The sequence below is a fragment of the Simiduia sp. genome (assembly GCF_058345725.1).
Genome location: NZ_JBTUOC010000036.1, coordinates 25,119 through 49,204 on the forward strand (window position 1 = coordinate 25,119; position 24,086 = coordinate 49,204).

Consider the following 24,086-nt stretch of genomic DNA (forward strand, 5'->3'; position numbering starts at 1 on the left):
CAGATACCCTCACTCGGTGCATGCGCGGCACCCGACACGCGCTCATCACAGCTTGGCGGGCAGCGCGTGAAAACAATCGCTGCGCTCAACGCGATAGCGCCGACTGCGCCAGCGTATGGTGCGGCTTATACAGGCGTGCAGGACATGCAAGGGCTGCAATCCCTCAGACAGCAGCGACACCCAAAAGTCCAGCGACTCGCCCTTTGGCTGATGGCTGCGCAATAGCCAATGGCGCACGACGAGCGTGAGCGAGACTGCCACCGCCGACACCCAACCAGGCGCACTAAGCGCAGCGACCAACAGCCCCCACAATAGCAAGGAGGGCAACCCGTACAGAATCAACATCGCGCTTCGTATGCGCAAATTCTTGCGGCTGAACAGCAATTGGGCAAACAGATACCAGCGGTGCATCTGCGAAAAGTAATCGGCCATGCCACCCAGCTGGGTTTGCAACTGTTGGCGATGGGGAAGCTGTGCAATGCGCCCCCCTTCCTGCATCACTTTTTCTGCCAGAGCCAGATCATCCGTTAAATGATGGGCAATGCTGGTGAAGCCGCCCCAGGCCAATAAGGTGTCGCGCGGGAATGCGTAACACATGCCATTGATGGTGACCGGCGCCATGTAGGGCAGCGTGGCCAGGTAAGTCATGGCGGCATTATTGTTTACGAAGGTCGCCAGTAGCCCGGAGGCAAAATTAGCCCCAGGCAAATAGTGTGGCAACCCAGTGGCCAAATCTGCATCGTCGAGCGCTCCTAATAGCGCGCGCAAGGTGGTGTCGGTCAATTGAGTATCGTCATCCAGCACCACCACCCAAGGCTCGGAACAGGCGTCCAACGCCGGCGCCAACTTAAATACCTTGGGGTTTATGCCCTCGGGCGCAGCATCAAAAAGACGCACGCTAATACGCACCAAACAGTGAGCCAATTGTAACTTCTGCGCAATCGCCTGCGCCACCAGATCGTCCTTGTCGATTAGCCAGTAAAAATGCACCAGGGGCAGGCGCTTAAGATTGTGTTCCAACATTTCAGGCAGCCCGGGGTCACCCGAGAGTATTGGTTGCAACAACGCCACCGTGCGAAGGTCGCCGTCAAAATGCCGCACCTTAAACTGACGCCCGTAGGCGTGCGCACTGTACGACTTTGCCACCAGCAACAGCAGGTAAAGTAGGCACAGGACGGCACTAATCATCGTCGCGCTGACTCTCGATAAACTCTGTCACTCCGGCCGCCAGCGAGACGGACGGCGGCCCAAAATCGGCAAGCATTTTACGCACATCAAAGGTTTTACTGTGCGCCAGGACACTGACGCCATAGCGAGTCAGCGGTGGCTCTCGGGTAATTCGAAAACAGCGATAGATGGCTTCTAAGGCGCCGGCAAGCCACATGGCGTGCTGCACTTTCAATCGCCGCGTGGGTGTGGGCAGCCCCAGACGCTGCAGAACATCCAGCAGCAATGCCTGAAACGCCACCGGCTCTGCATTGGTCAAATTGTACGCACCGGTAATGGCCGGCGTTAATGCTGCCTTAAGCAAATAGTCACAGAGAGTGGTAATGTAAATCAGATCGCCTACGGCTGGCCCCGCTGGGCTGTCAAATAGCGGCAGCCGACCGCGCTTGGCAGCAGCTAAAATTCGCGGAAATAATACCGTGTCACCGGGGCCAAAAATTGCTCTTGGCCGCAGAATGACACTGTCACCTTCGTAGTCGCCCACGCGCAATTCACCGGCATATTTACTGGCCGCATAGTCGTTAATAAAGTCGGGGCCGATGGGGCTCTGCTCCGTGATATTTAATTGGGGAGCATCGCGATAAAACACCGAGCTCGACGACACGTAAATTAACTTTGGCATACCGGACTGGCGACAAAAATTAATAACATTTTCCGTCGCTAGGATATTTTTCTCGCGAAATTCTCGAGCGCTGCCCCAGGGCGACACATGGGCCGCCGCGTGAATAACCACATCGGGCGTAAAATCCAGTGAAAATTCGCGCGTCAAGTCCAGTTGCGTACTGTTAGACCAAGGCATCGGTCGGCGCGCCACGCCGTGCAGCAGCAGATCCTCGCGTCCAGAAAAGCGCCGCATAAAGGCGCCGCCCACAAAGCCCGAGGCACCGGTGATGAGTATCCGCGTGGGCTGTTGTTTGTGATGTGTCATTGCGTTTGATCGCTCCTTGATTGCATCGAACTGGTGCAGGCTATGCCTTCGCCTAATGGCTGTAATAATTCAATGGCGGGTGCCGGTCGCCGCACGCAGGCCAGGCGCCGGTGCTTTTGCTGGAAGTCGTGCACACCAAGCGGACTAAATTCTAACTGTGGCAAGTTCAGCTCCAAACGATCAGCCAAATCAGCCAGGTGTTGGCGTACGCGCTGTACCGCCTGCGTCGGTTGATTGCTGCTATAGCAGACCTGCCAGACGGCGCCCCGCTGCTCAATACGGTATTGCGATAATCCACAGGACCACATCGCGCGCCGCACCACATCGGGAAAAACGGGCCGCCACAGGCCGGCTCGGTCGGGTAGCCAAAGGCTATCGTCGCAACGCCCCTCAATTTTCTCGATCACCGCCATGGCCGACCCGCATTCACAGGGCTGAGTGGACGCCACTAAAATGTCATCCAAGCGAAAGCGCACCATTGGCTGCGAGCGGCGGCGCAGATCCGTAATAATCGGCACAAATCGCCCGCTGTCTTCATCCAACCACTGCCTTTCAATGATGGCAATATCCTCGTTTAAATGCAGGCGCCCCTGTGCACAGGTCGATGCTAAATAACCTTCGGTACACTGATAGATTTCAGACACCGGAACATTAAAGTGCTGAGTTACCCGAGCTTTGACATCCGGCTCAAGCACTTCCGCCACCGAGATAATTTTATGCGGTGCAATAGCGATACCCGTATCGGCCAGTGCACCGAGCACCTGCGCGGGCGCAATCAATACATCCGGCAAGAAATCCACCAAGGCGGCTGCAAGCGCCGTTAAAGGTTGGCGCAAATCAAAAAAACGAAAGCGAATAAAATAGCCCTGTGACGACTGGTAAAGTGCATTGTTAGCGCGCAAAACCAGCGCCACCTTCTGCGGCCGCCAACGCCAGGGTAAGTTTTTCGCAATGATATAACCCGCCCACTCGGCCCGCTCCTGCGGCCGAGTAATAAAAATACCGCGCCGTCCGCTGGTGCCCGATGAAAAGCCCGCGGCTACATCGCCCTGCGCCCCTAAAGGCGGCACTACCCCCGAGCTTTCAGCGGCTTGCGCCTGTCGTTCGCAGGCCGCCAAGCTCAATCCCACGGTATTGATCTGGTCAAAACTGGCCAACATCTGTGCTTTGTCTATTACAGGAAATTGCGTCAATGAATACGCTGCCACGACCCGATAATACGGGCTGCGGCTTAACACCCGCTTAACCAAACGCCGAAACCCTTGGCGTTGGATGCGTTGAATAGCGGTGCGCGTCAATCTTGCACTGCGCTTTCCGCGCCAGTAACCGCGTAAAAATGCAACTAAGCAGGCAAGGGAGTTAGTCAGTTTGCGCAACAAAAGCATCGTAACTTTTCTGGCAGTGTGCTGGAATGATCTGCAATTCGCGATTAGTACCGTATAGTTGCGCCAGCTCGCAAAGTGTTTGGTGATACTGCGCCTTGTCGCTCAAGATTAAGCCCGCCAGCCAGTGTGGTGCGCGCGACTCGGTGAACGCCGCGCGCGTCCAAGCCGCATCGCCCACTAAAAAAATCGCGTTACGCGCGCGCGCAAACAACAAGCCGTAGTGCCCGTGCGCGTGCCCCGGCAGCGATACCGCCAAATAGGCACCGTCGCCAAACACATCGTAGCCCTGCCGAAAAGGTGCCAAAGCAGCCGGCAGTGCAACGGCCAATTGATCTTCGATAAAGGTCACACGCCGATCAAAATCTGGAGGCAAGAGCGCAGGCAAATAGCCTTTCAAAAGCGCCGCCAATCGCGGCAAGCGCCTGAACGCCGCAAGTGCAGAACGCGAGCACAGGTAGCGCGCCGACGGAAAATCGAGCAGCCCGGCGATATGGTCTGCGTGAAAGTGCGAAATGAAGATGTGTTTGATGTCCTCCGGCGCAATACCACGACTAGCCAACTGCGCAAGCAATTGCTGCTTGTCGCACAGGTGCATGGGCGTTAGCCAGCGATAGCAGCGCTCGGGCATGGGCGCTGTAGCCGCAAGGAAATGTTTCGCATAGCCGGTATCAAATAGGACGTAGCCCTTAGTGGGGTGCTTTAACAAGCCCACTATGGCCGGGAACCGTTGCGCGCGCCAAGAGCCCCCGCGCACAACCACCGCCTCGGGGTGAAAACAGTGACCCACTTGCAGTAATTCAAAGCTCATAACTGCAATACCAAACCGCCCAGGCTTAAGCCGGCCGAAGTGCCCACCAACAGCACCCGATCGCCCGATTGGACGGGATAGTTGTGCAGCAAAGTGTGCAAAGCCGACGGTATCGACACGGCAATCTGATTGCCCCGCTCCGCCAACAGATTCACCACACGCTGGGGATCAAAACCGAATTTCTTAATTAAATGTTGCAGCGCCATACCGCTCGCTTGGTGCGGCACCACCCATTGCACGTCGGCCAAGGTCAGGCCGGCCCGCTCTAACAGTTGCGCACAAAACGGGTGAATAACCTGGCTGGTTTGCCGAAAAAGCGCGCGCCCTTGCATGCGAAACATGCCGTAGTCCTTGTAGTCTCCCGCCACTCGCGACGGGTGATACAAACTGCCGCCGCCTTTTATTTGGCACAGCTCACTGCCCTCGGGATAGGTGCGAAACAGCGATGCCAGAATGCCCACACCCGGCGTCTCGGCGGTCTGCACGATTAGCGCCACGGCACCGTCGCCAAACAGGCCGCCCACTTCCACATCGCGCCAGTCCAAGCCTACCGAAGCGACGTCGCTGGCAACAATGGCAATGCGTTGGTAGCGCCCACTGGCCAGTAAGCTAGCCGCTAAGTCCACGGCCAACAAGCTGCTGAGACAGGTCATATTGACATCGAAACCCGCCAGCGCGGGCGCGCCGCCGTATTGGGCAAGAATTTTTGCCGCATTGCAGGGAATCGCCTGCTCTTGGGTACCCGAGGCCGCAATCAGGCAGTCGATATCAGCCAAGTCCAAATCAGCTCGCGCCAAAGCCTCGTCTAACGCCTTGCGCGCCATCTGCGCGGCGCTCATTTGCCCCGCGTAGTAGCGGCTGGCAACACCCGTGCGCGCAAACACTGTGCCCGCCGGCAATGCGTGCTGCCTATCCAATTCTTCAGAGGTTACGCGCTGCTCGGGTAAATAGGTTGCCGACGCGACCACCCGCAGGGGGACACAGGGCCGGCTCAATTGTCAGGGCCTTGCCGCGCTGTGTCCGGTGTGAAATTCGGGCCCATGTTACGCCACTCCAATCGCCATTTGTTCCACGCAACTCTATCACGCCGCACCGCTTAACGGGGGCTTTGTGTGCTTTCCAGCGCCTGCCGGCACAGTTGCATCAACGCTTCTACGCTGGCTAGGCGCGAATAGTTGGGTCGCACAATAAACGCTATGCGCCGGTGTGGACCCGGCTCCTTCAAGTGCACGGCCGACAACTGATCGTTGTGCTCGATCAACGACTCTAGGGCCATGGCAGGCACCAGCGTGGAGCCCAACTTACCCACCACCATTTGTATCAAGGTATTTAAACTGGTGGCGCCAAAGCCGTGGTTGGCCGACTGTTCGCCCAGCTTGCAGGCCTCTAAAACGTGTTCTTTTAAGCAGTGCCCATCTTTCAACAACATTAACTTAGCCTGATCTAATTCATGGCTGGTTATTTCGCGCTGGTTATTTTTCACCTGACTTTTATGGGCCACCCAGTAAAAGTCCTCTGCCCAAAACTCAAAGGCAAGCAACCCCTCGTGGGGGAAAGGCAGCGCCAGCACGGCGGTGTCGATTTCACCGGCGCGCACTTTTTCCACCAATACATGGGATTGCTCCTCTACTACGGTCAGCGCAAAGGCCGGGTGATCTCGATTGAGTACCGGCAATATTCTGGGCAACAGATAGGGGCCAATGGTGGGAATCAGGCCGACAGAAAGTGGGTAGCTCAAGGGGGCTTTTTGGCTGTCGGCCAGGCATGTGAGGTCGCGCACCTGCTGAATGATGGCCTCGGCCCGCCGCAACACCTCTTGGCCGATAGGTGTCACCAGAACCCGCTTGTTATCGCGTTCAAATATCTGCACTTCCAGTTGTTTTTCCAACTCGTTGAGTGCCGTGCTCAACGCCGACTGACTGATGTTGCAAGCCTCCGCCGCCTTCTTGAAATGCAGCGATTGCTCCACCGCCAACGCATAGGTCAATTGTTTGATAGATATCATTGAAAGTCCCTCATTATTAGCGCACCGCCCCTAGCGGGCTGGATTGCCCGCACTCTGTTAGACCCAAGGGGGCCTCAGTGCACAACTCCCCAGCATCATCTATTTTTTAGAACATAAAGTACAATTTATTAAAATTTACCAATCAATAGCCTATCCCTATAGTGAACCCCGTTCTCAACTGAATCCTAACGACACCACAAGGAGGCGCCCAATGGCCCTGATCAACACCAAAATCAAACCCTTTAAAGCCACTGCCTTTAAAAATGGCGACTTTATCGATATCACCGATGCAGACCTGCAGGGTAAATGGTCGGTATTCTTTTTCTATCCCGCCGACTTTACCTTCGTGTGTCCCACGGAGCTGGGTGACATTGCCGATCACTACGACGAGTTCCAAAAGCGCGGCGTCGAAATCTACTCGGTTTCCACCGACACCCATTTCACCCACAAGGCCTGGCACGACGCCTCTGACACCATTGGCAAAATCCAGTACACCATGATTGGCGACCCCACCGGCAAAATCACACGCAACTTTGACGTTATGCGCGAAGACCAGGGTCTAGCCGATCGCGGCACCTTTGTGGTGGACCCAGAGGGCGTGATTCAGGCCATGGAAATTACCGCCGAGGGCATCGGTCGCGACGCTGAAGATCTACTGCGCAAGGTAAAAGCGGCGCAATTTGTGGCTAACAACCCCGGCCAGGTGTGCCCAGCCGCCTGGAAAGAAGGCGAAGCCACTTTGGCGCCCTCTCTGGATTTAGTCGGCAAAATTTAATCGAGCGTGCGCAGGGCTCAAGCGAGCCCTGCTATGTCAGCACTGACCAACACAGGAGCAACATTGTGTTAACCCCAGAACTTCTCAACGCTTTAAAACAGTACACCGCCGCCCTACAGCAACCCGTTACCTTTGTGCTGCAAACCGGCGAACACAACAAACGCGCAGAGTTGGTTCAGTTCCTGACCGACTTTGCCGGTGTCAGCCCACAATTATCCCTCGCAGAGCGTGACCTGCAGTTGCGCAGCCCCATCAGCTTTACCTTGGAAGTAGGCGGCAAAAGCACGGGCATACAATTTTCCGGCATCCCTGGCGGCCACGAGTTTAACTCGCTGGTTTTAGCGGTGCTGCAAGCGGCTGGCACCCCCATCAAACTGGACGCCAGCCTGCAAAACCTGATTCAGCGCGTGCAGGAACCCCTGCACTTTGAAGTTTTTATCAGCCTGAGCTGCCACAACTGCCCCGACGTGGTGCAAGCACTCAACCAGTTTGCCTTGATTAACCCGCACATTAGCAGCGAGATGATCGACGGCGGCCTGTTTAAATCGCTGGTAGAAGCGCGCGACATTCAGGGCGTGCCCAGCGTGTACCTGAACGGCGAATTATTCGCCAATGGCAAGGTAGACGCCGCCGCTTTGATCGAAAAACTGATCGCACGCTACCCAGGCCTTGCACAAGCCAGCAATGAACCGCCCCTGCCACTGCAGGATGTCACTGTCATTGGCGGTGGTCCGGCGGGCGTTAGCGCTGCCATTTACAGTGCCCGTAAAGGTTTAAAAGTCACCTTGATTGCCGATCGCGTTGGCGGCCAAGTAAAAGACACCATGGACATTGAAAACCTGATTGGCACACGCAAAACCACGGGCCCCGAATTGGCCGGTGCATTGCAGGCGCACATGAACGAATACGACATCACTCTGAAAGAGCACCTCAAAGTGAACCAGGTGAGCGGCGCAGACATTAAAGAAATTGCTCTGTCGTCGGGTGAAGTAATTCACAGCAAAACCGTGATAGTGGCCACCGGCGCCAAATGGCGCGAGCTGGGCATACCCGGTGAGAAAGAAAACATTGGCGCCGGCGTGGCCTACTGCCCCCACTGCGACGGCCCTTTCTTCAAAGGCAAAGATGTGGCCGTGATCGGCGGTGGTAACTCCGGAATAGAAGCCGCGCTGGATCTCGCAGGCATTGTCAAATCGGTGACTGTGTTTGAATTCATGCCCACACTAAAGGCCGATAAGGTGCTGGTGGATAAGGCACAAAGCAAAGCCAACATCACCATTCACCGCAATGTGGCCACCAAAGAAATTACTGCCCAAGACGGCAAAGTCAATGCGCTGATCTACACAGACCGCGCCACGCAAACGGAGCACACCTTGCCGCTGCAGGGCGTCTTTGTGCAAATTGGCCTGGTGCCAAACAGCGCCTTCTTGGGCGATCTGGTAGAGCGCACGCGCTTTGGTGAAATCGTTATCGACGAGCGCTGCCAAACATCAGTGCAGGGAATATATGCCTGCGGCGACGTCACCACCGTGCCCTTCAAACAAATCGTGATTTCCATGGGCGAAGGCGCCAAAGCCTCCCTCTCGGCCTTCGACTATCTGATCAAAGAGAGCGATCGCCTGGAAAGCTTGTATAGCAGCCAGGGTCAGAACGCTCTGGCGCAAGCCTCCTAAACCGCTAGCGGCCACTGTCGCTGACTCACCGCTTTCCTTAAGCACCCTTGCTCCGGGCCAATGGCCCGGTTTTTTTATACATTACCCGCCCACAAACAATTAGCACCAAAGTACCAGATTTTAAATGGATAGCACCGCTGTAACCCCACGATTGCATCGGTATCTGGCCATACCCTAGTGACGCCCTGTAGCATGGCTCCCGAGCGCAATGGAATAGCCCACCTCATCACCTTGAGCCATTAAGTGTTATGTTGCAGTACGCCATTGCCACCTGTTTACTTTTACTTCCCGTCGTCTTAACCCCGCACGCCCATAGCCAAACCTTAAGCCAGCTGACCTACTTGGCAGACGACTCGCCGCCACTCAATTACCTGGACAAGGGTGAACTCAAGGGCAAGGCTGTCGATCTGCTCGAGCGCACCACGCGCCTGGCGGGTGCCCCTGTCAGCCGCTCGGACGTCCAGGTGCTGCCTTGGGCGCGCGCCTACCGCGATACGCTCTCGGGTCCGGGACGCGTATTGTTTTCTGTCTACCGGATGCCCGAGCGCGAAAACTTATTCAAATGGGCCGGCCCCATCGACGAGAACCGACTGGTCTTAGTGGCGAAAAAAGCGCGCAAAATTTCCTTATCGTCGTTGCAGGAATTGAACTTTTACACCGTGGGTGCTCAGCGGGAGGACGCCGCCGAACACTATTTGCGCAAGTTAGATTTAGAAACCATGGTTGTCACGCTGACTGTGCTGCCGAAGCAGGCGGCCAAAATGCTGGACACTGGCCGTATCGACATCTGGGCTGCGGGCGAAGGTGGGGTGTGGAGCAATTTAGCAGCCACTGGTTTAAACCCGGCAGATTTTGAAATTGTGGGTGTACTGCACCGATTCGAATTGTATTTTGCATTCAGCCGCGACGTGGATGACGCTCTGGTCCAGCAGTTCCAATCGGCACTGAATCGCGTTATCGCAAGCCAACAGGAAGATGACACCAATTCACAGCCACCCGCCGGGCAGCCCGCTCCCACCTAAGACTCACATGGCGTCCACCGAGACGTCATTTACCCATTGTTAAACTTGCCAACGCAATGTCTCAACTACCCCTTCGCCCCTTTTAAACCGTCAGCCCAGCTCACTCAAGCGCCGCAGTACCATTCACTCAGGGCCACAGCGCGGCAGAATCGACCGGTATCCACACCCTAAGCACTTCGCAGGATTAGACAGCACGCCTTGGTTTTTGCAACACTTAGCCTTTAAGCTGCGCTAGTCACCGGCGCACGCGAATTGGCCGTTACTCTGCCGACCAAAAATCTATTCCCCACAGGGCGTCCGAATGAAACCCCGAGTTGTATTGCTATTGTTTTTACTGAGCGCACCACTGTATGCCGAAACTCCGCTCGTTCTTGGTCATACTTACACCTTTGATTCGGCCATTATGGCCGACCAGCGCCGCGTGATGGTGGCCTTGCCCGAGCGCTACCACGCAAACAAACGCCGCTACCCAACACTCTATGTAATAGATGCAGACTTCCACTTTGACTATGTGGCCGCAACCGCCCGCAATTTAGCGCGCATGGGCAAAATTCCGCCGCTGCTGGTCGTCGGAGTCGCCACCAACGGCCAGGCCGATTACATTCAAACGTCTACCTGGTTGATTGCTGGCGAACAAGACTATGGCGGCGCAGAGGTATTTCAAAGTTACCTGGCAGAGGAACTGGTACCGCGCATCGACCGCCAATTCCGCACCAGTGGCGATCGCGCCCTAGCGGGTTTCTCGCTCGGCGGGCTCACGGTGTTGCAGTCCTGGCTGGCAACCAATAGCCCCTTTAATGCCTTTCTCGCCATGAGCCCGAGCGTGTGGTTTGATGACTACGCGATCCAAACACGAGCAGCCAAACGCCTTGCCGGTAAAAACGCGCCCGATGCGCCGCTATTTCTTTCCCTGGCTAACGAGCGGCAAATGGGCGTGCGCGAACTGGTTGAAACGCTGGACACCCAAGCCCCGCAACCCCTGCGCTGGGCCTTTAAGCACTACCCAGAGGAAACTCATTTCAGCACCGCGCTACCTGCGCTGATGGACGGGCTGGCGTTTTTAACGCCCAACCACTTTATCGACATGCGCGAGTTAATGCAGCATGCAGATTACTCGCAAGTATTCGACCTGTTTGTTGCCAAGCAGTCCCAGTGGGCGGGCTATCAATTTGACTGGATGCAGGCCTATACCCTGGGTAAATATTTCGCGGCATCCCAGCAGCTGGATAAATTGCCCGAGGCTATGGCCAAAGCCCGCCAGCTATTTCCCGAATCCCACACCGAGCTGGTGATACAAGCCGCCAAGGCGCTGCTTAAAGCCGACCGGCCCGCCAAGGCCCAGCAACTGTTACACGGTGCGCAAGCCGAGGGAGAGCTGCAGGCCGACTGGCATCAGCAGCTCAGTAAAAGTTATTATGCACAAGGCCAAGACGCGCTCGCTAAAAAACACCATCAACATGCCCTGGCACTTGCCAAGCAACACCAATTAGCAAGCTGGGAGTGGTGGGAACTCGAGCCCTAAGCAACTGCCAGCCTGCCCACCGATACCACTGGAGTTCCCATGCAAACGGATAACCTAACCGACGACGATATGGCGTTTGTCGACACCATGCTGGACAAGTACGGCTCAGAGGAGTCCATAGCCGATTTTTCAGAATTGGACGGCTTTCTAACCGCGCTGGTATCCGGTCCAGATCCCATAATGCCAAGCCTGTGGCTACCCTGGATCTGGGGTGATGAAGAGAATCAACCAACCTGGGAGAGCGAGCAAGAAGCGAAGCTATTTTTCGAATTACTGATGCGCGCAATGAACCGCAATAGCCAGGCATTAATGGACAATCCGGGCGATTTTCAGCCCATGTTTGAAAGCCTGCCGGGCGCCACCGAAGCCGACGATCAATGGTTTCTAGCCCCTTGGTGCCTGGGCTATTTGCGCGGCGTTTTCATCGGCGACTGGCCCGAGCTGCCCGATGAGTTTAGCCATTGGCTGGCACTCATCGAGCAACAAAGCTTACAGCACGTGGCCGAACAGCTGATTACTGATGGGCTAGAAGCCCAGGAAGAAATGGCCAGCGAACTGACACTCGCCGCCATGATGCTACACCGCTATTGGCTCGAACAGCGGTTACCCGCCGAAGCGCCGACGCCCACCCTTCGCACCGGGCCAAAAGTTGGCCGCAACGACCCCTGCCCCTGCGGCAGTGGTAAAAAATTTAAGCAGTGCTGCCTACATTAACCCGACTTTGACCGCCGAATACCAAATGAAAGCGATAGTCAGTATTTATCTATGCCAATAGGAACTGTTGATCGCTTCAATTCAATGGTAATAATCACACCGGCAGCCTACGGCTGCCGGTGCAATAAGATCACTGGCGGCTTTCGTAGTAGCGCTTAATTTTTTCCAGATGACTCATGTGCTCGGTGTGCGCTGCCACCCTTGGTGCCACCTCCTGCACCAACAATTGCGGCACGTGATCCAGCTGGCCCGACGCCAACCACTTGGCAAATACAAACACCTTTAAATCTGCAATGGTGACGCGGTTATCTGCGAAATATTCGCCGCCCTGCTTGGCTAAACGGGCATCGAGCCATTTCAAATAGGTAGTGAAGGGACCCGTCACCAGGGCTTCGCGGGCGGTCTTAAGCGCATCGCTACTCATGCCAAAAGTCGCCACAATTTTATGGCTGACATCTTCGATCGCATCCATCACCTCGTCGCATAGCAGCGCCTGGTAGTCATCGGCGGGATACAGGCCGGCCTTTTTACCAAAGTAGCGACACAAGGCGTTAGATTGGGTAATAACTTCACCGTCTATGGTTACTGTTGGCACCTGTCCGAAGGGCGTATTTTTGCGCACCTCGGCAAACTCCGAGAATGGAAAGCGGTGGTCCTCGAAGTCGATGCCCGCCCAATGAAGGGCCAGGCGAATGGGCTCTGCACGCCCACCATTCACATCAAAATACGAAACTTTTATCTTTGTCATAGTAAATCCTCCATGTGTTTATTCAGGTTACGCGCAACAGCATTACGCCAATTCGGCAATGGCTTGCAGTGCGCGGTCAATCTCTTTTTCGTTATTGAGCAACGAGGGGGCAAAACGCGCATAGCTGGCGCGATAAGGCGTGGCGCTCATGATAATACCCTTCGCGTGCATTCGTTGCACCACCGCCTCTGCAGGCATACCCTGCACGTCAAAACACACCAGTCCAGACGATAATGCCGGCGACAAGGGTGTATAAAGCGTCACGTGGGGCATAGCAGCCAGGCCCGCCTTGGTATAAGAATTGAGTTCATGAATGCGCGCCTGCACATTGGCTTTACCCAATTGTAAATGCAGTTTAAATGCCTCGGGCAGCGCCCAGCGGTGTTCGAAGGAGTGAAAACCTCCCGGCGACATATGCTCGCCCACGGGCACTTGCGCCTGCTGCATCTGCCCCAGCCACACGTTGTAGGACGCACTAAAGCTGGGAATCACCGGCTCGCTTTGCGCCCACGCGCGCTCATTGCCCCACACCACGCCCGTACCCCTTGGGCCAAAAATCCACTTGTGCGTACCGGCCACAAAGAAATCACAGCCCAGGCTACTCACATCCACATCTTCAATGCCAAAACCGTGCACACCGTCGACGCAAAATAGCAGCTGCCGATTGGCCTTGCGCGTTTTGTTGAGCTTGCCAATGGCGTCGGCCATGGCGCGTATGGGCAATTTAACGCCGGTGGACGAGTGCACCCAGGTCACTGCCACTACACGGGTGCGCGAACTGATACCGGCGGCAAGCCGCTTCACCACCTCGGCTTCAGACACCTGCGCCGGGTTGTCGTAGAGCGCAATTTGACGCACCTGTGCGCCGGTGCGTTTAGCCCGGTGCGCCAACGACATATCCGTCGAATAGTGATCGTGCACCGTCTGTAGAATTTCGTCGCCGGGATTTAACTGCAGGCCACTGTAAACCACGCCCAGCCCCATGGTTGTGCTATCGGTTAAGGCGATGTTGGTCGCCTGGCCACCCATGTAATCGGCAGCGGCCTGGGTAATCTCGCCGTCGATGGTTTCAAAGTGGGCATGCCAGTAATCGGCGGGGTTTTCATCAAAGGCCTTGCGATGTCGGTCGATGGCATCGCTAACGGGCTTTGGGTGCGAGGCCAATAGAAAGGTGGCCAGCTGAATGTAATTGCGTGTCAGCGGAAACAAATCCCGCAGCGCCCGCCAGTCGGCTGGCGCTATCGGGGTACTCGGTAAGGTTTTTGATTTCGCTGCGGCGGCCAGCGATGTCTGCGGGGCCAACACGCTGGCGCCAACGCCCAAACCCAGGCCCGCTAAAAACGTACGTCTTAACATGTGCGACTCCTTTGCACTGATCGGTGAAGGGCGCCTCGCCAGGACAGAGGCGTCCAACTTACGCAACTGTGGCACGCCACCACAGCTGCGCACTCAAGCGCACCAGTATAGGGCCAAGTGCCAAGCACCCAATCAAGTGTTTAGCTATATCTAGTGTTTTTGTTAGTACTGTGTGAAGTAACTGTACGACAGCACCAGCGGCAGGGAACGGCAAAGGAGGGGCTGACAACAAAGAGAAGCGGCGGCGGGCAGTGTGGCGCAATAAAAAATCCGGCGCCCTAGGAACAGGGGCCGGATTTGTCAAGAAGACGACAATAAGCATACAACATCATTCGGAGAATACGTCAGATACTGTGCGCTCTCCCCCGCCAGAGCGGAGGATGATTCTAAATTAAAACTTTACCGTCACACCGGCAAACAAGCGCGGGCCGTAATCGTTCACTTCGCCCAAATTATCCCGAGTGAAGTAGTACTGTTTCTTCGGCTCGCTAAATAGATTTATCGCTTCAAATTTCACCGTCACGTGCTTGTTGATCCGATAAGACGCCCGCGCTTCCCAGACTCCTACGTCAGACACATAGCGCAAGCGCGTTGCGTTGCTGGTGTAGGGCTGAAAATATTCGCTGCGGTATTTATAAATAGCTGCAATGTCGAACTCGCCAATCTGGTAGTACACCTGTCCGGAAAATACGTGCTTTGAGAAACCGGGAATATTACCCGGCGCCACAATGCCGTCGGTTAACTGGCGCGTCACACCGTCCAGCCCAGTGGTATAGGTGTCGCCATAGAGGCTGTCTTCAAACTCGAAATCCGAATCAGAGAAGTTGTAGCTGCCCTTAACACCAATGCCGCTGTCCCAGCGATAGGAACCCGTCAGCTCGATACCGTACAGATTGCTGGTGTCGTCCGACGTCACAGGGTTAGTCACCGGCAGCGACAGGGTTTCGCCGTCGATCACAAAATCCTCGAGCGTGGTTTGCTGCTCGAAACCGCCAATGAAGTTTTTGTAGTAAATACCGGCAGACAACATGGCATCATCGGTGGGGTACCACTCCATCGAAAGATCGTAATTCCAGGACACCAGCGGTGTCTGATCGGGATTGCCGGAACCGTTCACACCGGTGATCAATTCGTTGAGGGTGGCCGCCGTGCCTGATTCATCCGATTCAAAGGTACGGCTATAGCTTAAGTTACTTGGGTCCGGGCGCGACATGCCGCGGAAGATACCGCCGCGCAGGATTTTATCGTCGGCATAATCCCATACGAAATTAACACTCGGCAAGAATTCTGTGTAGCTTGCGCCACTGCGCACGGTTTCAATGGTACCGGGTACTTCATTTAGCAGCAGACCGGTTTGAGCGTCGCCCACCACTTCATAGGCTGTGCGATAACCAATGGAATCCACTTCGGTGTTTACCACGCGCACTCCAAAACTGCCGCGAATGCCGCGCTCTAAAAACTGGGTCTCGTACTCGGCCATGACATAGGCCGCCAAGGTGTCTTCTGTCACATCCACCGTACCGGCACTCATTTTTTCTAGCTCGGGGTACGCAAAGCTCTCACCCACATTCGCCGCCACCGCGTTGGCCACGCAGTGGTTATCAAATGCGGCATAGCTGCTGCCAGTGCCCGCTGCAATCACGTTGCCAGCCCCATCGACGTTGGTAATTAATGCGCCGTCACTCACCGATTTCAGGAAGCCCGACTCGGGGAAATCTATGGCACAGGCCTCAATGATGGTGGGGCCATCTACACCGTTGGCAAACGCCGTTCCCGCCACACTACCGCCGAAAGTATTACGTGACCCATTGCCTTGGTCGCCACCCAATTGAACGTAAGTCAGGGACGATGAACGCACCCCGCCCTTTACCGCCGTAAACAGCTCGCCGTCCAGCGCGTAATCCAAATCTAGCCGGTAGGCTGTTGAGGTGTTTTCGCGCGAGTTTTCTACATCGGCATACACGCGGTAGTTGCGGTAAAAATTGTTCGGGTCGGTAACATCGAAACCTTCCACAGTGAACTGTGGAATATCCGCAGGGATATCCCAACTCACTGGGTAGCGCGCAGTTGCACTTTGCTGGCGTATGGTGATCTGCCGCTCTTCGCGATTGGTCTCGGAGTAAGACACATCAAAGTCGACGGTTAAACGCTCGTTAAATTGATGCGAGACATTGAGCCCGCCGCCCTTATAGGTTTCTTCGCGGGTATAAGACTCCCCTGCCACATCGGCACGGGTGGAGCCAGCCCACTGACTAATGGCACCGGTCTCGGAAACCACCAGTGAATCCGGCGTCACACCGGGGGTAGTGCGTTTTTGTTCAAAGTTCAGGTCGTGGCGCTCTTCGGCCTGCAGGCGATCTGAGTATTCAATATCCAGGTTAATGTCCCAACGCTCATTGGGCTGGTATTGGAAGGCCGCAAAATAGGCGTCGCGCTCCTCCAGTGTTTCGTTCTGGCGATAACCCCGGCTGCTGCCGGTAAAGGCGTAGGGTGAACCATCGCTCACGGCCTTGCCGGTATTGGGGTCGATTGTGGTGTCGTAACCCTTGTCGTTGCCGCCTACCAAGCGGTCTTCACAATCGCCGGCAGCGGCCCGATAAAAGCCTTCGTTGGTATTGGTGGGATCGTACAAACAGGCCCACAAAGAACTGCCGGTGGGGCTGGAGCTTCGGTACTCGGCCTCGGGCTGGGTGGCCGAGCTGTTTTGTAAACCTAAAGACACGCCAAAGGCGCCGCCGTTCTCAAACTCAAATTGGTCGACGTAGCTGACTGTGCCCCTAAAACCCAGGTCGCTGTGCAGCGAGTTTTCGATGTTCTGTTCGTCCGGGTTGTAGTTCACCTTGGCATCTATTTGAATGCGCTGCTTGTCGTAATCCAAGGGCTTCAAGGTTTCCAGTGCAATCACGCCGGCCACGCCACCCTCGATCAAGCTGGCATCTTGGGTTTTATAAATGGCAATTTTGTTCATCAGCTCACTGGGGAACTGCGAAAAGTTTACCGAGCGATCCCCACTACCGTTAGTGGCTTCGCGGCCATTAAAAGTGGTGGCGCTCAAAAATGGCCCCAAGCCGCGAATAGAAATTTCGGTGGCGCCGCCGTTTTCGCGATGCGACGCGGCACCGGCGATCGATTCCAGCGCTTCACCAATAGACAGGGCGGGTAACTCGCCAATGTCCGATGCAGACAAGCCGTCCACAATGGCGGTGGCATCGCGCTTAATGGCAATCTGATCCTGAATGACCCGCCGGGTGCCGGTTACCGTAATTTCTTCCAGCAATTCGGCCTGGGAAGCCTCTGTCTGCGCAAAGGCGGCAGAGTGCATGAGTGGGCTTGCCGCCACACCGGCCACAGCAATGCGCCGAACCCAAAGGGCCAGAGGGTGTTTGGTGAAAGCGTTAGTAAGTGTGATGCCTGAGAGGCGGTTTTCATTGCGTTGTTTGACCGACATAGTGCCGACTCCACTTATGGTTATGTTCTGCGCGGAATATAGCGACGGCCAAAATACAGGTCAACAAATTTATCAGACCAATAAAAAGAACTATTACAACGTATGATCTGATAGATTTTTCAGCGATGTCGCTTTTGGTCAGACCAATGCTGAGTGACTAAGATATTGTTTTTATTCACATTCTTGCTCGAGAAAAACAACCTCAACCGCCGTTGAGACTGTATATAAAGCACCATAGGCGATACCGCCATATAACTGAAAATATAAAATCAGTAGAATTTTTGGATAAAAATGTCTAATTAGTTTGTCGGCCGCACAGACAACGCTGTATGAAAGCGACTGGAGGCAAGAAAAGCCAACCAAAGGGTCTGATAGAAATTCAGGCGACACAACTCAAAGGTCAGACCAAAAATGCGGCACCCATTGGCACAATCCGCGCCACCCCAACGGGTTGAATAGCGACCAAAAATGCCGAACCACCCATGCCCTGTATGAGCGCAAGCGGGCATAGGCGCCCGCTATCCGCTGCCGCCCACACGACGTTAACGCGCAGCCAATACCGCATCGATGTCCGCGGCGCTATGGCGCTCTTTTAACTGGCGCGCCTCATCGCCCCAAACCTTGTTGACCAACCTGCCCCGCTGCACCGCCGGCCGCGCTTTAATCGTATCGGCCCAGCGCACCACGTGGCGGTACTCGTGCACCGATAGAAATTCGCCGGCCTCGTATAACGCGCCGTGTGCGAGTAAGCCGTACCAGGGGTAAATGGCGATGTCGGCCAGGGTGTAATCGTCCCCTGCCATATACGGGCGCTCGGCTAGGTTCCGGTTCAGTACGTCCAGTTGACGCTTCACCTCCATGGCGAAGCGGTCGATGGGGTACTCGAGCTTAGTGGGTGCGTAGGCGTAAAAATGCCCAAAGCCGCCACCCAAATAGGGCGCCGCACCCATTTGCCAAAACAACCAGTTAAGCACCTCTGTTCTGGCCTGGTGTTCACGGGGCAAAAACGCATCGAACTTTTCGGCCAGGTACAGCAAAATAGCGCCAGACTCAAAAACCCGGGTTGGCGTGGCGCTACTGTGATCCACCAGCGCGGGGATTTTCGAGTTGGGGTTTGCCGCCACAAAACCACTGGAAAACTGCTCGCCCTCGCCAATGTGAACCAACCAGGCATCGTACTCAGCGCCCGTATGCCCCAGCGCCAGTAGCTCTTCGAGCATAATGGTGACCTTCACCCCATTGGGAGTGGCCATGGAATACAACTGCAGCGGTTGCTGGCCCACGGGCAAATCGCGCGCGTGCGTGGCACCGGCAATGGGCCGGTTGATATTGGCAAACTTGCCACCGCTTTCGCGATCCCAGGTCCACACGCTGGGGGGCGTATATTCGAGCGAATCAGACACGCTAAAACTCCTTCATTAAATGACTGCATGAACTGCAGGTTAACGACGCACCTATTGACCCTTAATGGCGGCAATTGTTACGACCAACAAACGCCAAAGCCGCTGGCAACGCGCCCAGCACCAAGGACACCAAACACAGGCGCCCCGCTACTCTCGCCGGGCACCGAAAGGGGCCGCTCTGGAGCAGGGCTACACGGGAGCGCCGCCCAAGCGGTACCATAGCACCACCTAAATACGACAGCCCGCCAGACAGTTAACAAAAGGGCCCTCAACACTAGGCAAAATCGCCTTAAACGCTAATAATGCCCGCTTGTTTTTTAGGTTTGGACACGGACATGTCGCTTTTGATCATCGACCCCCAAGGACGCCGCTACCGCATCCTGCATGGCTGGGGCACCAGCACCTGCAAAACCGGCAACCTTTGCCGCGATCACCGAGAGGCCCACGCCTTTGTGGAGCGGCTCAATAGCGAGCAAATTTCCAGCATTGTGCGCAGCTTCTTTGGCGGTACCGACCATCGCCCGCGCCACCTGCGCGAAACGCCCGTCAACCAAAGCGCCCTGTGCCGCCACAGTGCCACAGTCACGTTCACTTTGGCAGGCCGAATCGCTGAAGCCCTGTGCAACTCGCACCTGGTGGTAAAGGTAGACACAGAATTTCAACCCCTGGATGACCCCCGCTCCGTGTTGCGCATGGAAATTCGCCAGGCACTGAGCGCCATTTTGATGGCCGAGCGCCAAGAGGCCGCCCGCCACGATGCCCTGCTCAGCCAGGAAACCGCGCTCAATAAAGGGCTCATCTACACCGGCGCCGCCTTCACGGGGCTGGGCAAAGCCGCCTGGGGCCTGCTGTCCTGGGCCAAGGAAGCCAGTGACCTGGTCAACCCCTTCGTGCGCCTGCAAAACCGCATGACCGCCCTGGCGGCAGCCGCCGGTGCCGAAAACAACAAGTTTGAAGTCTTCGCCAAAACCTTAAAACGCGAAGAGTGGCGCGAAGTGGTAGAAGTGATCGGCTTCGACCCCAGCCAAATCACCGAAGCCCAAATGGCAGAAGCCCTAGACGCAGCAGACCTGATCTGGAGCGACAGCAGCCTGCGCAACGATTTAAAAAACTTTGCCTGGAACTACGCCAAAGCCCAGCACGCCATCGAGCTCACCGAAATGGGCGGCGGCGCGGCCTTTGAAATTATCCTCACGGCAATTCTGGCGGCCGTCACCGGCGGCGTAGGCGCCGTAGCCTCCGTCGCCAGCAAAGCCCGCCACATGACCAAGTTTAAAAAGCTGGGCGAACTGCTGGTCGACTTCGCCAAAGCCTCCAAAAAACTCGCCGTCCAAGCCAAAGAAAGAGCCAAGCGCGCCGCCAAAACGGCTAAGCAGAGTTTTGATGACCTGAAGACCGATATGCCGGCAGCGGATAGGAAGGGGGAGAAGCCGAAGGGTGATGTAAAAAGCCCGCGCAACCCTGCTTCAGTGGATAGAGAAGAAATATCAAGACTTTCAAAAAGTGGTCGAATTGCGGAAGCAAGAGAAATACTCAAGCCCTTCGTTGAAGAGGCTAGGGCAGCAAAGACAGTTAAAGAAAAGCAATCTGCGATGGATGAAATTATTTCTCGTTTAGATGTAAGTTCGTCTAAAGAAAAAGTATTCTGGTCGGGCGATAAAAAATTGGCTGCTAAATATGCTGAAAAAAATGGCGCGACTATCCTGGAAACAACGCCCGGTGGTAGGGTTATTGACGAATGGTCGGAACTCAATGAGACATTTTCTTGGAATGCGGGTGATTTGGGGCCCCATGGTTGGGACCTTTGGGGCAGCGTCTCCAAAAATTATGCCGATGGAGCTTCCGGAGATGTAGTTACAATTCAAACAGCGAAAAAATTCCCCAAAGGTGGGCCAACTTGGACAGGTAAAGAATGGCCAAGTCTATATAAGAATCCTGAAGTCGGTAACATTACCATAAATAAGGTTGACGATGCAGGTAAGATAATCGATACATTAACTGTTGATTCGAAAAGTGATTCAGCAATTGAACTGTTTGGGAGTCCTATTTAATGACCGAGGTATTTGAACGCTTTAAGCAGCAGTTTTATTCCAAGGGGCGGCAAAAGGCAGATGGTTATGATCATTCTCATTTTGATGGATTGACTGCTGGTGAAAAAACGCAGGTATTTGACTTACTGGAAAACGAAATTTTCGCTCCAGAAACTATTAAGTGGTTGGACTATCTAGATAGAAATAAGGCCGTGAAATTAGCATGGGATCTTGTAAGAAAAACTTCCCCAGGATTCAGTGGTAAACATAGACTGTTATCCTATTTGCATGCCACCGAGAATGACTCTGGACCAATAAAAGTATTGATGTCCGAATACCATAGATATGAGGAAGCCGATCGGGATCAAATTGTCTGGATAGTAAAAACATCCGGCTTGGAGCCCGCAGAAAAGTGTGATTTCTATCGGGATGTAATAATGAATGATGATTCCGTAGAGGTGGCGAAAAGTGCAGCTGACTTCCTTCTTGTGGCATCCGGCTATGTTAGAAGTTCTGACGCTGAAAAAGTTAGATTTTATGAATTGCGTGAAAGGTTAGCATCAGCCCACCAGGGGGAAAGGAAACTTGCACTTACCGAAATATGAAGAAAAATGTGAAAGAATATGGGGTCGGAGTAAGAATATGGGGTCGGAGTAAATTACTTCCAACGCCCCTTAGCAGCAAGAAACAACCAACCAAAAACTCAGATTAAAACTGCTTCGATACAACTAGCCTGATAGCGTCCTGACTCCCGAATGTGGGGCTAAATCAACTTAACCATGCAGCGGCAATACCGAATGGCCGCCCTGTCTATACGGTTTGTGAAAGGCGCCCGTGCCACCCAATGCCTTTTCGCAATTTCGCATCAACCATTCGTTTTCAAAAATCCACTGTATAATGATTCACATTATCGACGGGCAAATGGAATTGATACTTTTAATCGGTCTATTGGCCCGCAGCTATGCTACCGCAATAGCAAGCTGCAAGAATGGTTTACCCTAATTCTAATTAGCCACGTCTATCCCAATAGGGCGGCTGCCCGAAAGCACTTGAATAGTATTCGATAAAAGCGCGCACTTTTGGCGCTAACAGTCGGGCACTGGGGTAAACGGCCCAGATGGCTGTTTCTCCCGCCAGGGGGAAGTCGGGCAGCACGACCTCCAATTCACCACGGGCCACATATTGGTAAACACTCCAGGTGGCGTTAATTGATATACCCAACCCGTTTATGCAGGCATCGCGCATGGCTTCGCCATTGTCAGTGCGAAAGGCGCCCTGCGCTTTAATAGCAACAGTGCCTTCGGGCAATTTGAAGTGCCAGTTGTCTAGCCCCAAAAGGTTTATACATTGATGATGCCTTAAGTCTTGAGGGGTTGCTGGGCGCCCGTACTCTTCCAAGTAGCCGGGCGACGCACAGAGAATGCGGCGATCAGGCGCCAGCTTGCGGGCTATTAGTGTGGAATCTTTTAATTCCGCATTGCGAATTGCCACATCGAAACCGCCTTCCACCAGATCGACAATGGCGTCAGATAGCCGGAAATCCACCTTCAAATCGGGATAACGAGCCAAAAATCCTGGCAGCGCCGGCACCAGATGCATTCGCCCGAAAGAGGCCGGTGCGGCAACCCGCAGGGTTCCCTGCGGCACCAATTCACCTGCGCCAACAGTAGCGCGCGCGGCGGCGACGCTGGCGAGTACGTCTTCGGCATAGGGCAAAAATGCACGCCCCTCCTCTGTGAGCGAGACTTTGCGAGTAGTACGGTGGAGTAATCGAACCCCCAACCCGGCCTCTAGCTTGTTCAGATAATTGCTGGCCACTGCCGGCGATAACCCCAGCGCCTGCCCAGCCTGGCTGATATTGTGTGTGGCTGCCAATTGGACAAAGAGCGCCAGGTGATCAAAGTTCATAGGCGATTATCAACAATTTGTATAAAGTAATTGTATTTATACCAACGTTATCACCAATACAACAAGCTATTACACTGTGCCCTACTGTTAAGCCACCGCTTACCTTTCGAATAATTCAACCGTAGAGGTACAGATACATGAAAGCCATGATCCTGCGTCAATTTGGCGGCCCAGAGGTGTTTGAAGCGGCCGATATTGCAAAACCCAGCCTTAAGCCCGGCCATGTGCGAGTGCGCATTCAAGCCACCAGTGTGAACACCGTAGACACCATGATTAGGGAAATGGGCGAGCAGCTGCCCTTGTCCCCTGCCCTGCCAGCGCTATTGGGCATGGACTTCGCGGGTACCGTAGAGGCCGTGGGTGAGGGTGTAGAACAATTTGCCGTAGGCGATGAAGTATATGGCTGTGCCGGCGGCCTAGGAGAACTACCCGGCACATTGGCAGAATTCATTCTGGCCGACGCCCGCCTTGTGGCGCACAAGCCTAAAAACCTATCGATGCGCGAAGCCGCGGCACTCCCCCTCGTGGGTATCACCGCGTACGAAGGCCTACAGCGTGCAGGTATTACCACAGGTCAGAAAGCACTCGTGCACGGTGGTGCTGGCGGCGTCGGCCATGTGGCATTACAGCTTGCTCGCCATTTTGGGGCGGAGGTCTATGCTACTGGCGGCGGTGAGAAACAATTGGCGCTCATTGAGCAATTGGGTGCAACGGGTATTCACTACAAACAGGAAACCGTTGCCGACTATGTTGCACAACACACAAATGGCGCCGGTTTTGACGTGGTATTCGACTCTGTGGGCGGCGCAAATATGACTAACTCCTTTGAAGCCGCCGCATTGAATGGCCAGGTAGTGTCCACAGTATCGCTGGTGTCACTGGATCTATCGACAGCCCACTTTAAAGGCTTGTCGCTGCACGTAGTGTTCATGCTGATACCCATGCTGCACAACGTAAAGCGCGAACAACACGGGCATATTTTGCGCGAGCTGGCAGCCATCGCCGAGGCCGGAAAACTGCGACCAGTACTCGACGAAAATCGCTACAACCTAGCGCAGGTTGGTGCGGCACACGCGCGATTGAGCAGTGGCGCCGGCATGGGTAAAGTCGTTATCGAAATTTAAACCATCACTC

20 protein-coding genes are annotated in these 24,086 nt (G+C 54.8%); 8 read left to right on the forward strand and 12 right to left on the reverse strand.

Translation table 11 applies throughout. From position 1 onward, the window contains the following. Positions 1-45: 45 nt before the first annotated feature. The 6 genes from ACW8F6_RS09125 to ACW8F6_RS09150 form a co-directional block, all read right to left on the reverse strand. A complete protein-coding gene (locus ACW8F6_RS09125) occupies positions 46-1,188 on the reverse strand; it encodes a glycosyltransferase (protein ID WP_491575552.1) in 1,143 nt (380 codons plus the stop codon). Next, on the reverse strand, positions 1,181-2,155 hold the full coding sequence (locus ACW8F6_RS09130) for an NAD-dependent epimerase/dehydratase family protein (protein ID WP_491575553.1): 975 nt from the start codon (positions 2,153-2,155) through the stop codon (positions 1,181-1,183). Before ACW8F6_RS09130 ends, ACW8F6_RS09125 begins: the two co-directional genes overlap by 8 nt. Further along, the gene (locus tag ACW8F6_RS09135) at positions 2,152-3,540 is read right to left on the reverse strand and encodes a F390 synthetase-related protein (RefSeq protein ID WP_491575554.1); all 1,389 of its coding nucleotides are present in this window, start codon (positions 3,538-3,540) and stop codon (positions 2,152-2,154) included. Before ACW8F6_RS09135 ends, ACW8F6_RS09130 begins: the two co-directional genes overlap by 4 nt. Then, positions 3,515-4,348: an MBL fold metallo-hydrolase gene (locus tag ACW8F6_RS09140; protein ID WP_491575555.1), complete on the reverse strand. Its 834-nt coding sequence runs from the start codon at positions 4,346-4,348 to the stop codon at positions 3,515-3,517. The genes ACW8F6_RS09135 and ACW8F6_RS09140 overlap by 26 nt, the downstream gene beginning before the upstream one ends. Then, a complete protein-coding gene (locus ACW8F6_RS09145) occupies positions 4,345-5,343 on the reverse strand; it encodes a 3-oxoacyl-[acyl-carrier-protein] synthase III C-terminal domain-containing protein (protein WP_491575556.1) in 999 nt (332 codons plus the stop codon). Before ACW8F6_RS09145 ends, ACW8F6_RS09140 begins: the two co-directional genes overlap by 4 nt. A 101-nt stretch (positions 5,344-5,444) precedes the next feature. Continuing rightward, positions 5,445-6,353, reverse strand: a complete 909-nt coding sequence (locus ACW8F6_RS09150; protein ID WP_491575557.1) for a hydrogen peroxide-inducible genes activator — start codon at positions 6,351-6,353, stop codon at positions 5,445-5,447. 211 nt (positions 6,354-6,564) lie between these two features. Here ACW8F6_RS09150 and ahpC point away from each other — a divergent pair, with 211 nt between their 5' ends. The 5 genes from ahpC (at position 6,565) to ACW8F6_RS09175 (ending at position 12,059) form a co-directional block, all read left to right on the forward strand. Continuing rightward, a complete protein-coding gene (ahpC, locus tag ACW8F6_RS09155; RefSeq protein ID WP_491575558.1) occupies positions 6,565-7,128 on the forward strand; it encodes an alkyl hydroperoxide reductase subunit C in 564 nt (187 codons plus the stop codon). A 65-nt stretch (positions 7,129-7,193) separates the two neighbouring features. Beyond that, complete coding sequence (gene ahpF / locus ACW8F6_RS09160) at positions 7,194-8,801, forward strand: alkyl hydroperoxide reductase subunit F (protein ID WP_491575559.1); 1,608 nt, start codon at positions 7,194-7,196, stop codon at positions 8,799-8,801. 248 nt (positions 8,802-9,049) lie between these two features. Next, positions 9,050-9,823 (forward strand): substrate-binding periplasmic protein, encoded by a 774-nt coding sequence (locus ACW8F6_RS09165; RefSeq protein WP_491575560.1) that lies wholly within the window; start codon positions 9,050-9,052, stop codon positions 9,821-9,823. Between the two features lie 301 nt (positions 9,824-10,124). After that, positions 10,125-11,345: an alpha/beta hydrolase-fold protein gene (locus ACW8F6_RS09170; protein ID WP_491575561.1), complete on the forward strand. Its 1,221-nt coding sequence runs from the start codon at positions 10,125-10,127 to the stop codon at positions 11,343-11,345. Between the two features lie 39 nt (positions 11,346-11,384). Beyond that, positions 11,385-12,059 (forward strand): UPF0149 family protein, encoded by a 675-nt coding sequence (locus tag ACW8F6_RS09175; protein ID WP_491575562.1) that lies wholly within the window; start codon positions 11,385-11,387, stop codon positions 12,057-12,059. Between the two features lie 130 nt (positions 12,060-12,189). Here ACW8F6_RS09175 and ACW8F6_RS09180 read toward each other — a convergent pair whose 3' ends face one another. The 5 genes from ACW8F6_RS09180 to ACW8F6_RS09200 form a co-directional block, all read right to left on the reverse strand. Further along, positions 12,190-12,807: a glutathione S-transferase family protein gene (locus ACW8F6_RS09180; RefSeq protein WP_491575563.1), complete on the reverse strand. Its 618-nt coding sequence runs from the start codon at positions 12,805-12,807 to the stop codon at positions 12,190-12,192. 42 nt (positions 12,808-12,849) lie between these two features. Next, positions 12,850-14,163 carry an aminotransferase class V-fold PLP-dependent enzyme gene (locus tag ACW8F6_RS09185; RefSeq protein WP_491575564.1) on the reverse strand — a complete coding sequence of 438 codons (1,314 nt, stop codon included), beginning with the start codon at positions 14,161-14,163 and terminating at the stop codon, positions 12,850-12,852. Between the two features lie 391 nt (positions 14,164-14,554). Further along, positions 14,555-17,611, reverse strand: coding sequence for a TonB-dependent receptor (locus ACW8F6_RS09190; protein ID WP_491575565.1), 3,057 nt, complete (start codon positions 17,609-17,611; stop codon positions 14,555-14,557). Between the two features lie 542 nt (positions 17,612-18,153). Next, a complete protein-coding gene (gene yghU / locus ACW8F6_RS09195; RefSeq protein WP_491575566.1) occupies positions 18,154-19,014 on the reverse strand; it encodes a glutathione-dependent disulfide-bond oxidoreductase in 861 nt (286 codons plus the stop codon). 317 nt (positions 19,015-19,331) lie between these two features. Then, positions 19,332-19,676, reverse strand: coding sequence for a hypothetical protein (locus ACW8F6_RS09200; protein ID WP_491575567.1), 345 nt, complete (start codon positions 19,674-19,676; stop codon positions 19,332-19,334). Between the two features lie 30 nt (positions 19,677-19,706). On the opposite strand from ACW8F6_RS09200, the gene ACW8F6_RS09205 reads away from it, so the two are divergent. Then, a complete protein-coding gene (locus ACW8F6_RS09205; RefSeq protein WP_491575568.1) occupies positions 19,707-21,065 on the forward strand; it encodes a hypothetical protein in 1,359 nt (452 codons plus the stop codon). After that, positions 21,065-21,649 carry a hypothetical protein gene (locus ACW8F6_RS09210; protein WP_491575569.1) on the forward strand — a complete coding sequence of 195 codons (585 nt, stop codon included), beginning with the start codon at positions 21,065-21,067 and terminating at the stop codon, positions 21,647-21,649. The genes ACW8F6_RS09205 and ACW8F6_RS09210 overlap by 1 nt, the downstream gene beginning before the upstream one ends. Positions 21,650-22,052: 403 nt before the next feature. On the opposite strand, the gene ACW8F6_RS09215 is transcribed toward ACW8F6_RS09210, so the two are convergent. Continuing rightward, on the reverse strand, positions 22,053-22,952 hold the full coding sequence (locus ACW8F6_RS09215; protein ID WP_491575570.1) for a LysR family transcriptional regulator: 900 nt from the start codon (positions 22,950-22,952) through the stop codon (positions 22,053-22,055). A gap of 137 nt (positions 22,953-23,089) precedes the next feature. On the opposite strand from ACW8F6_RS09215, the gene ACW8F6_RS09220 reads away from it, so the two are divergent. Further along, positions 23,090-24,076, forward strand: coding sequence for a zinc-dependent alcohol dehydrogenase family protein (locus ACW8F6_RS09220; protein ID WP_491575571.1), 987 nt, complete (start codon positions 23,090-23,092; stop codon positions 24,074-24,076). Positions 24,077-24,086: the final 10 nt, after the last annotated feature.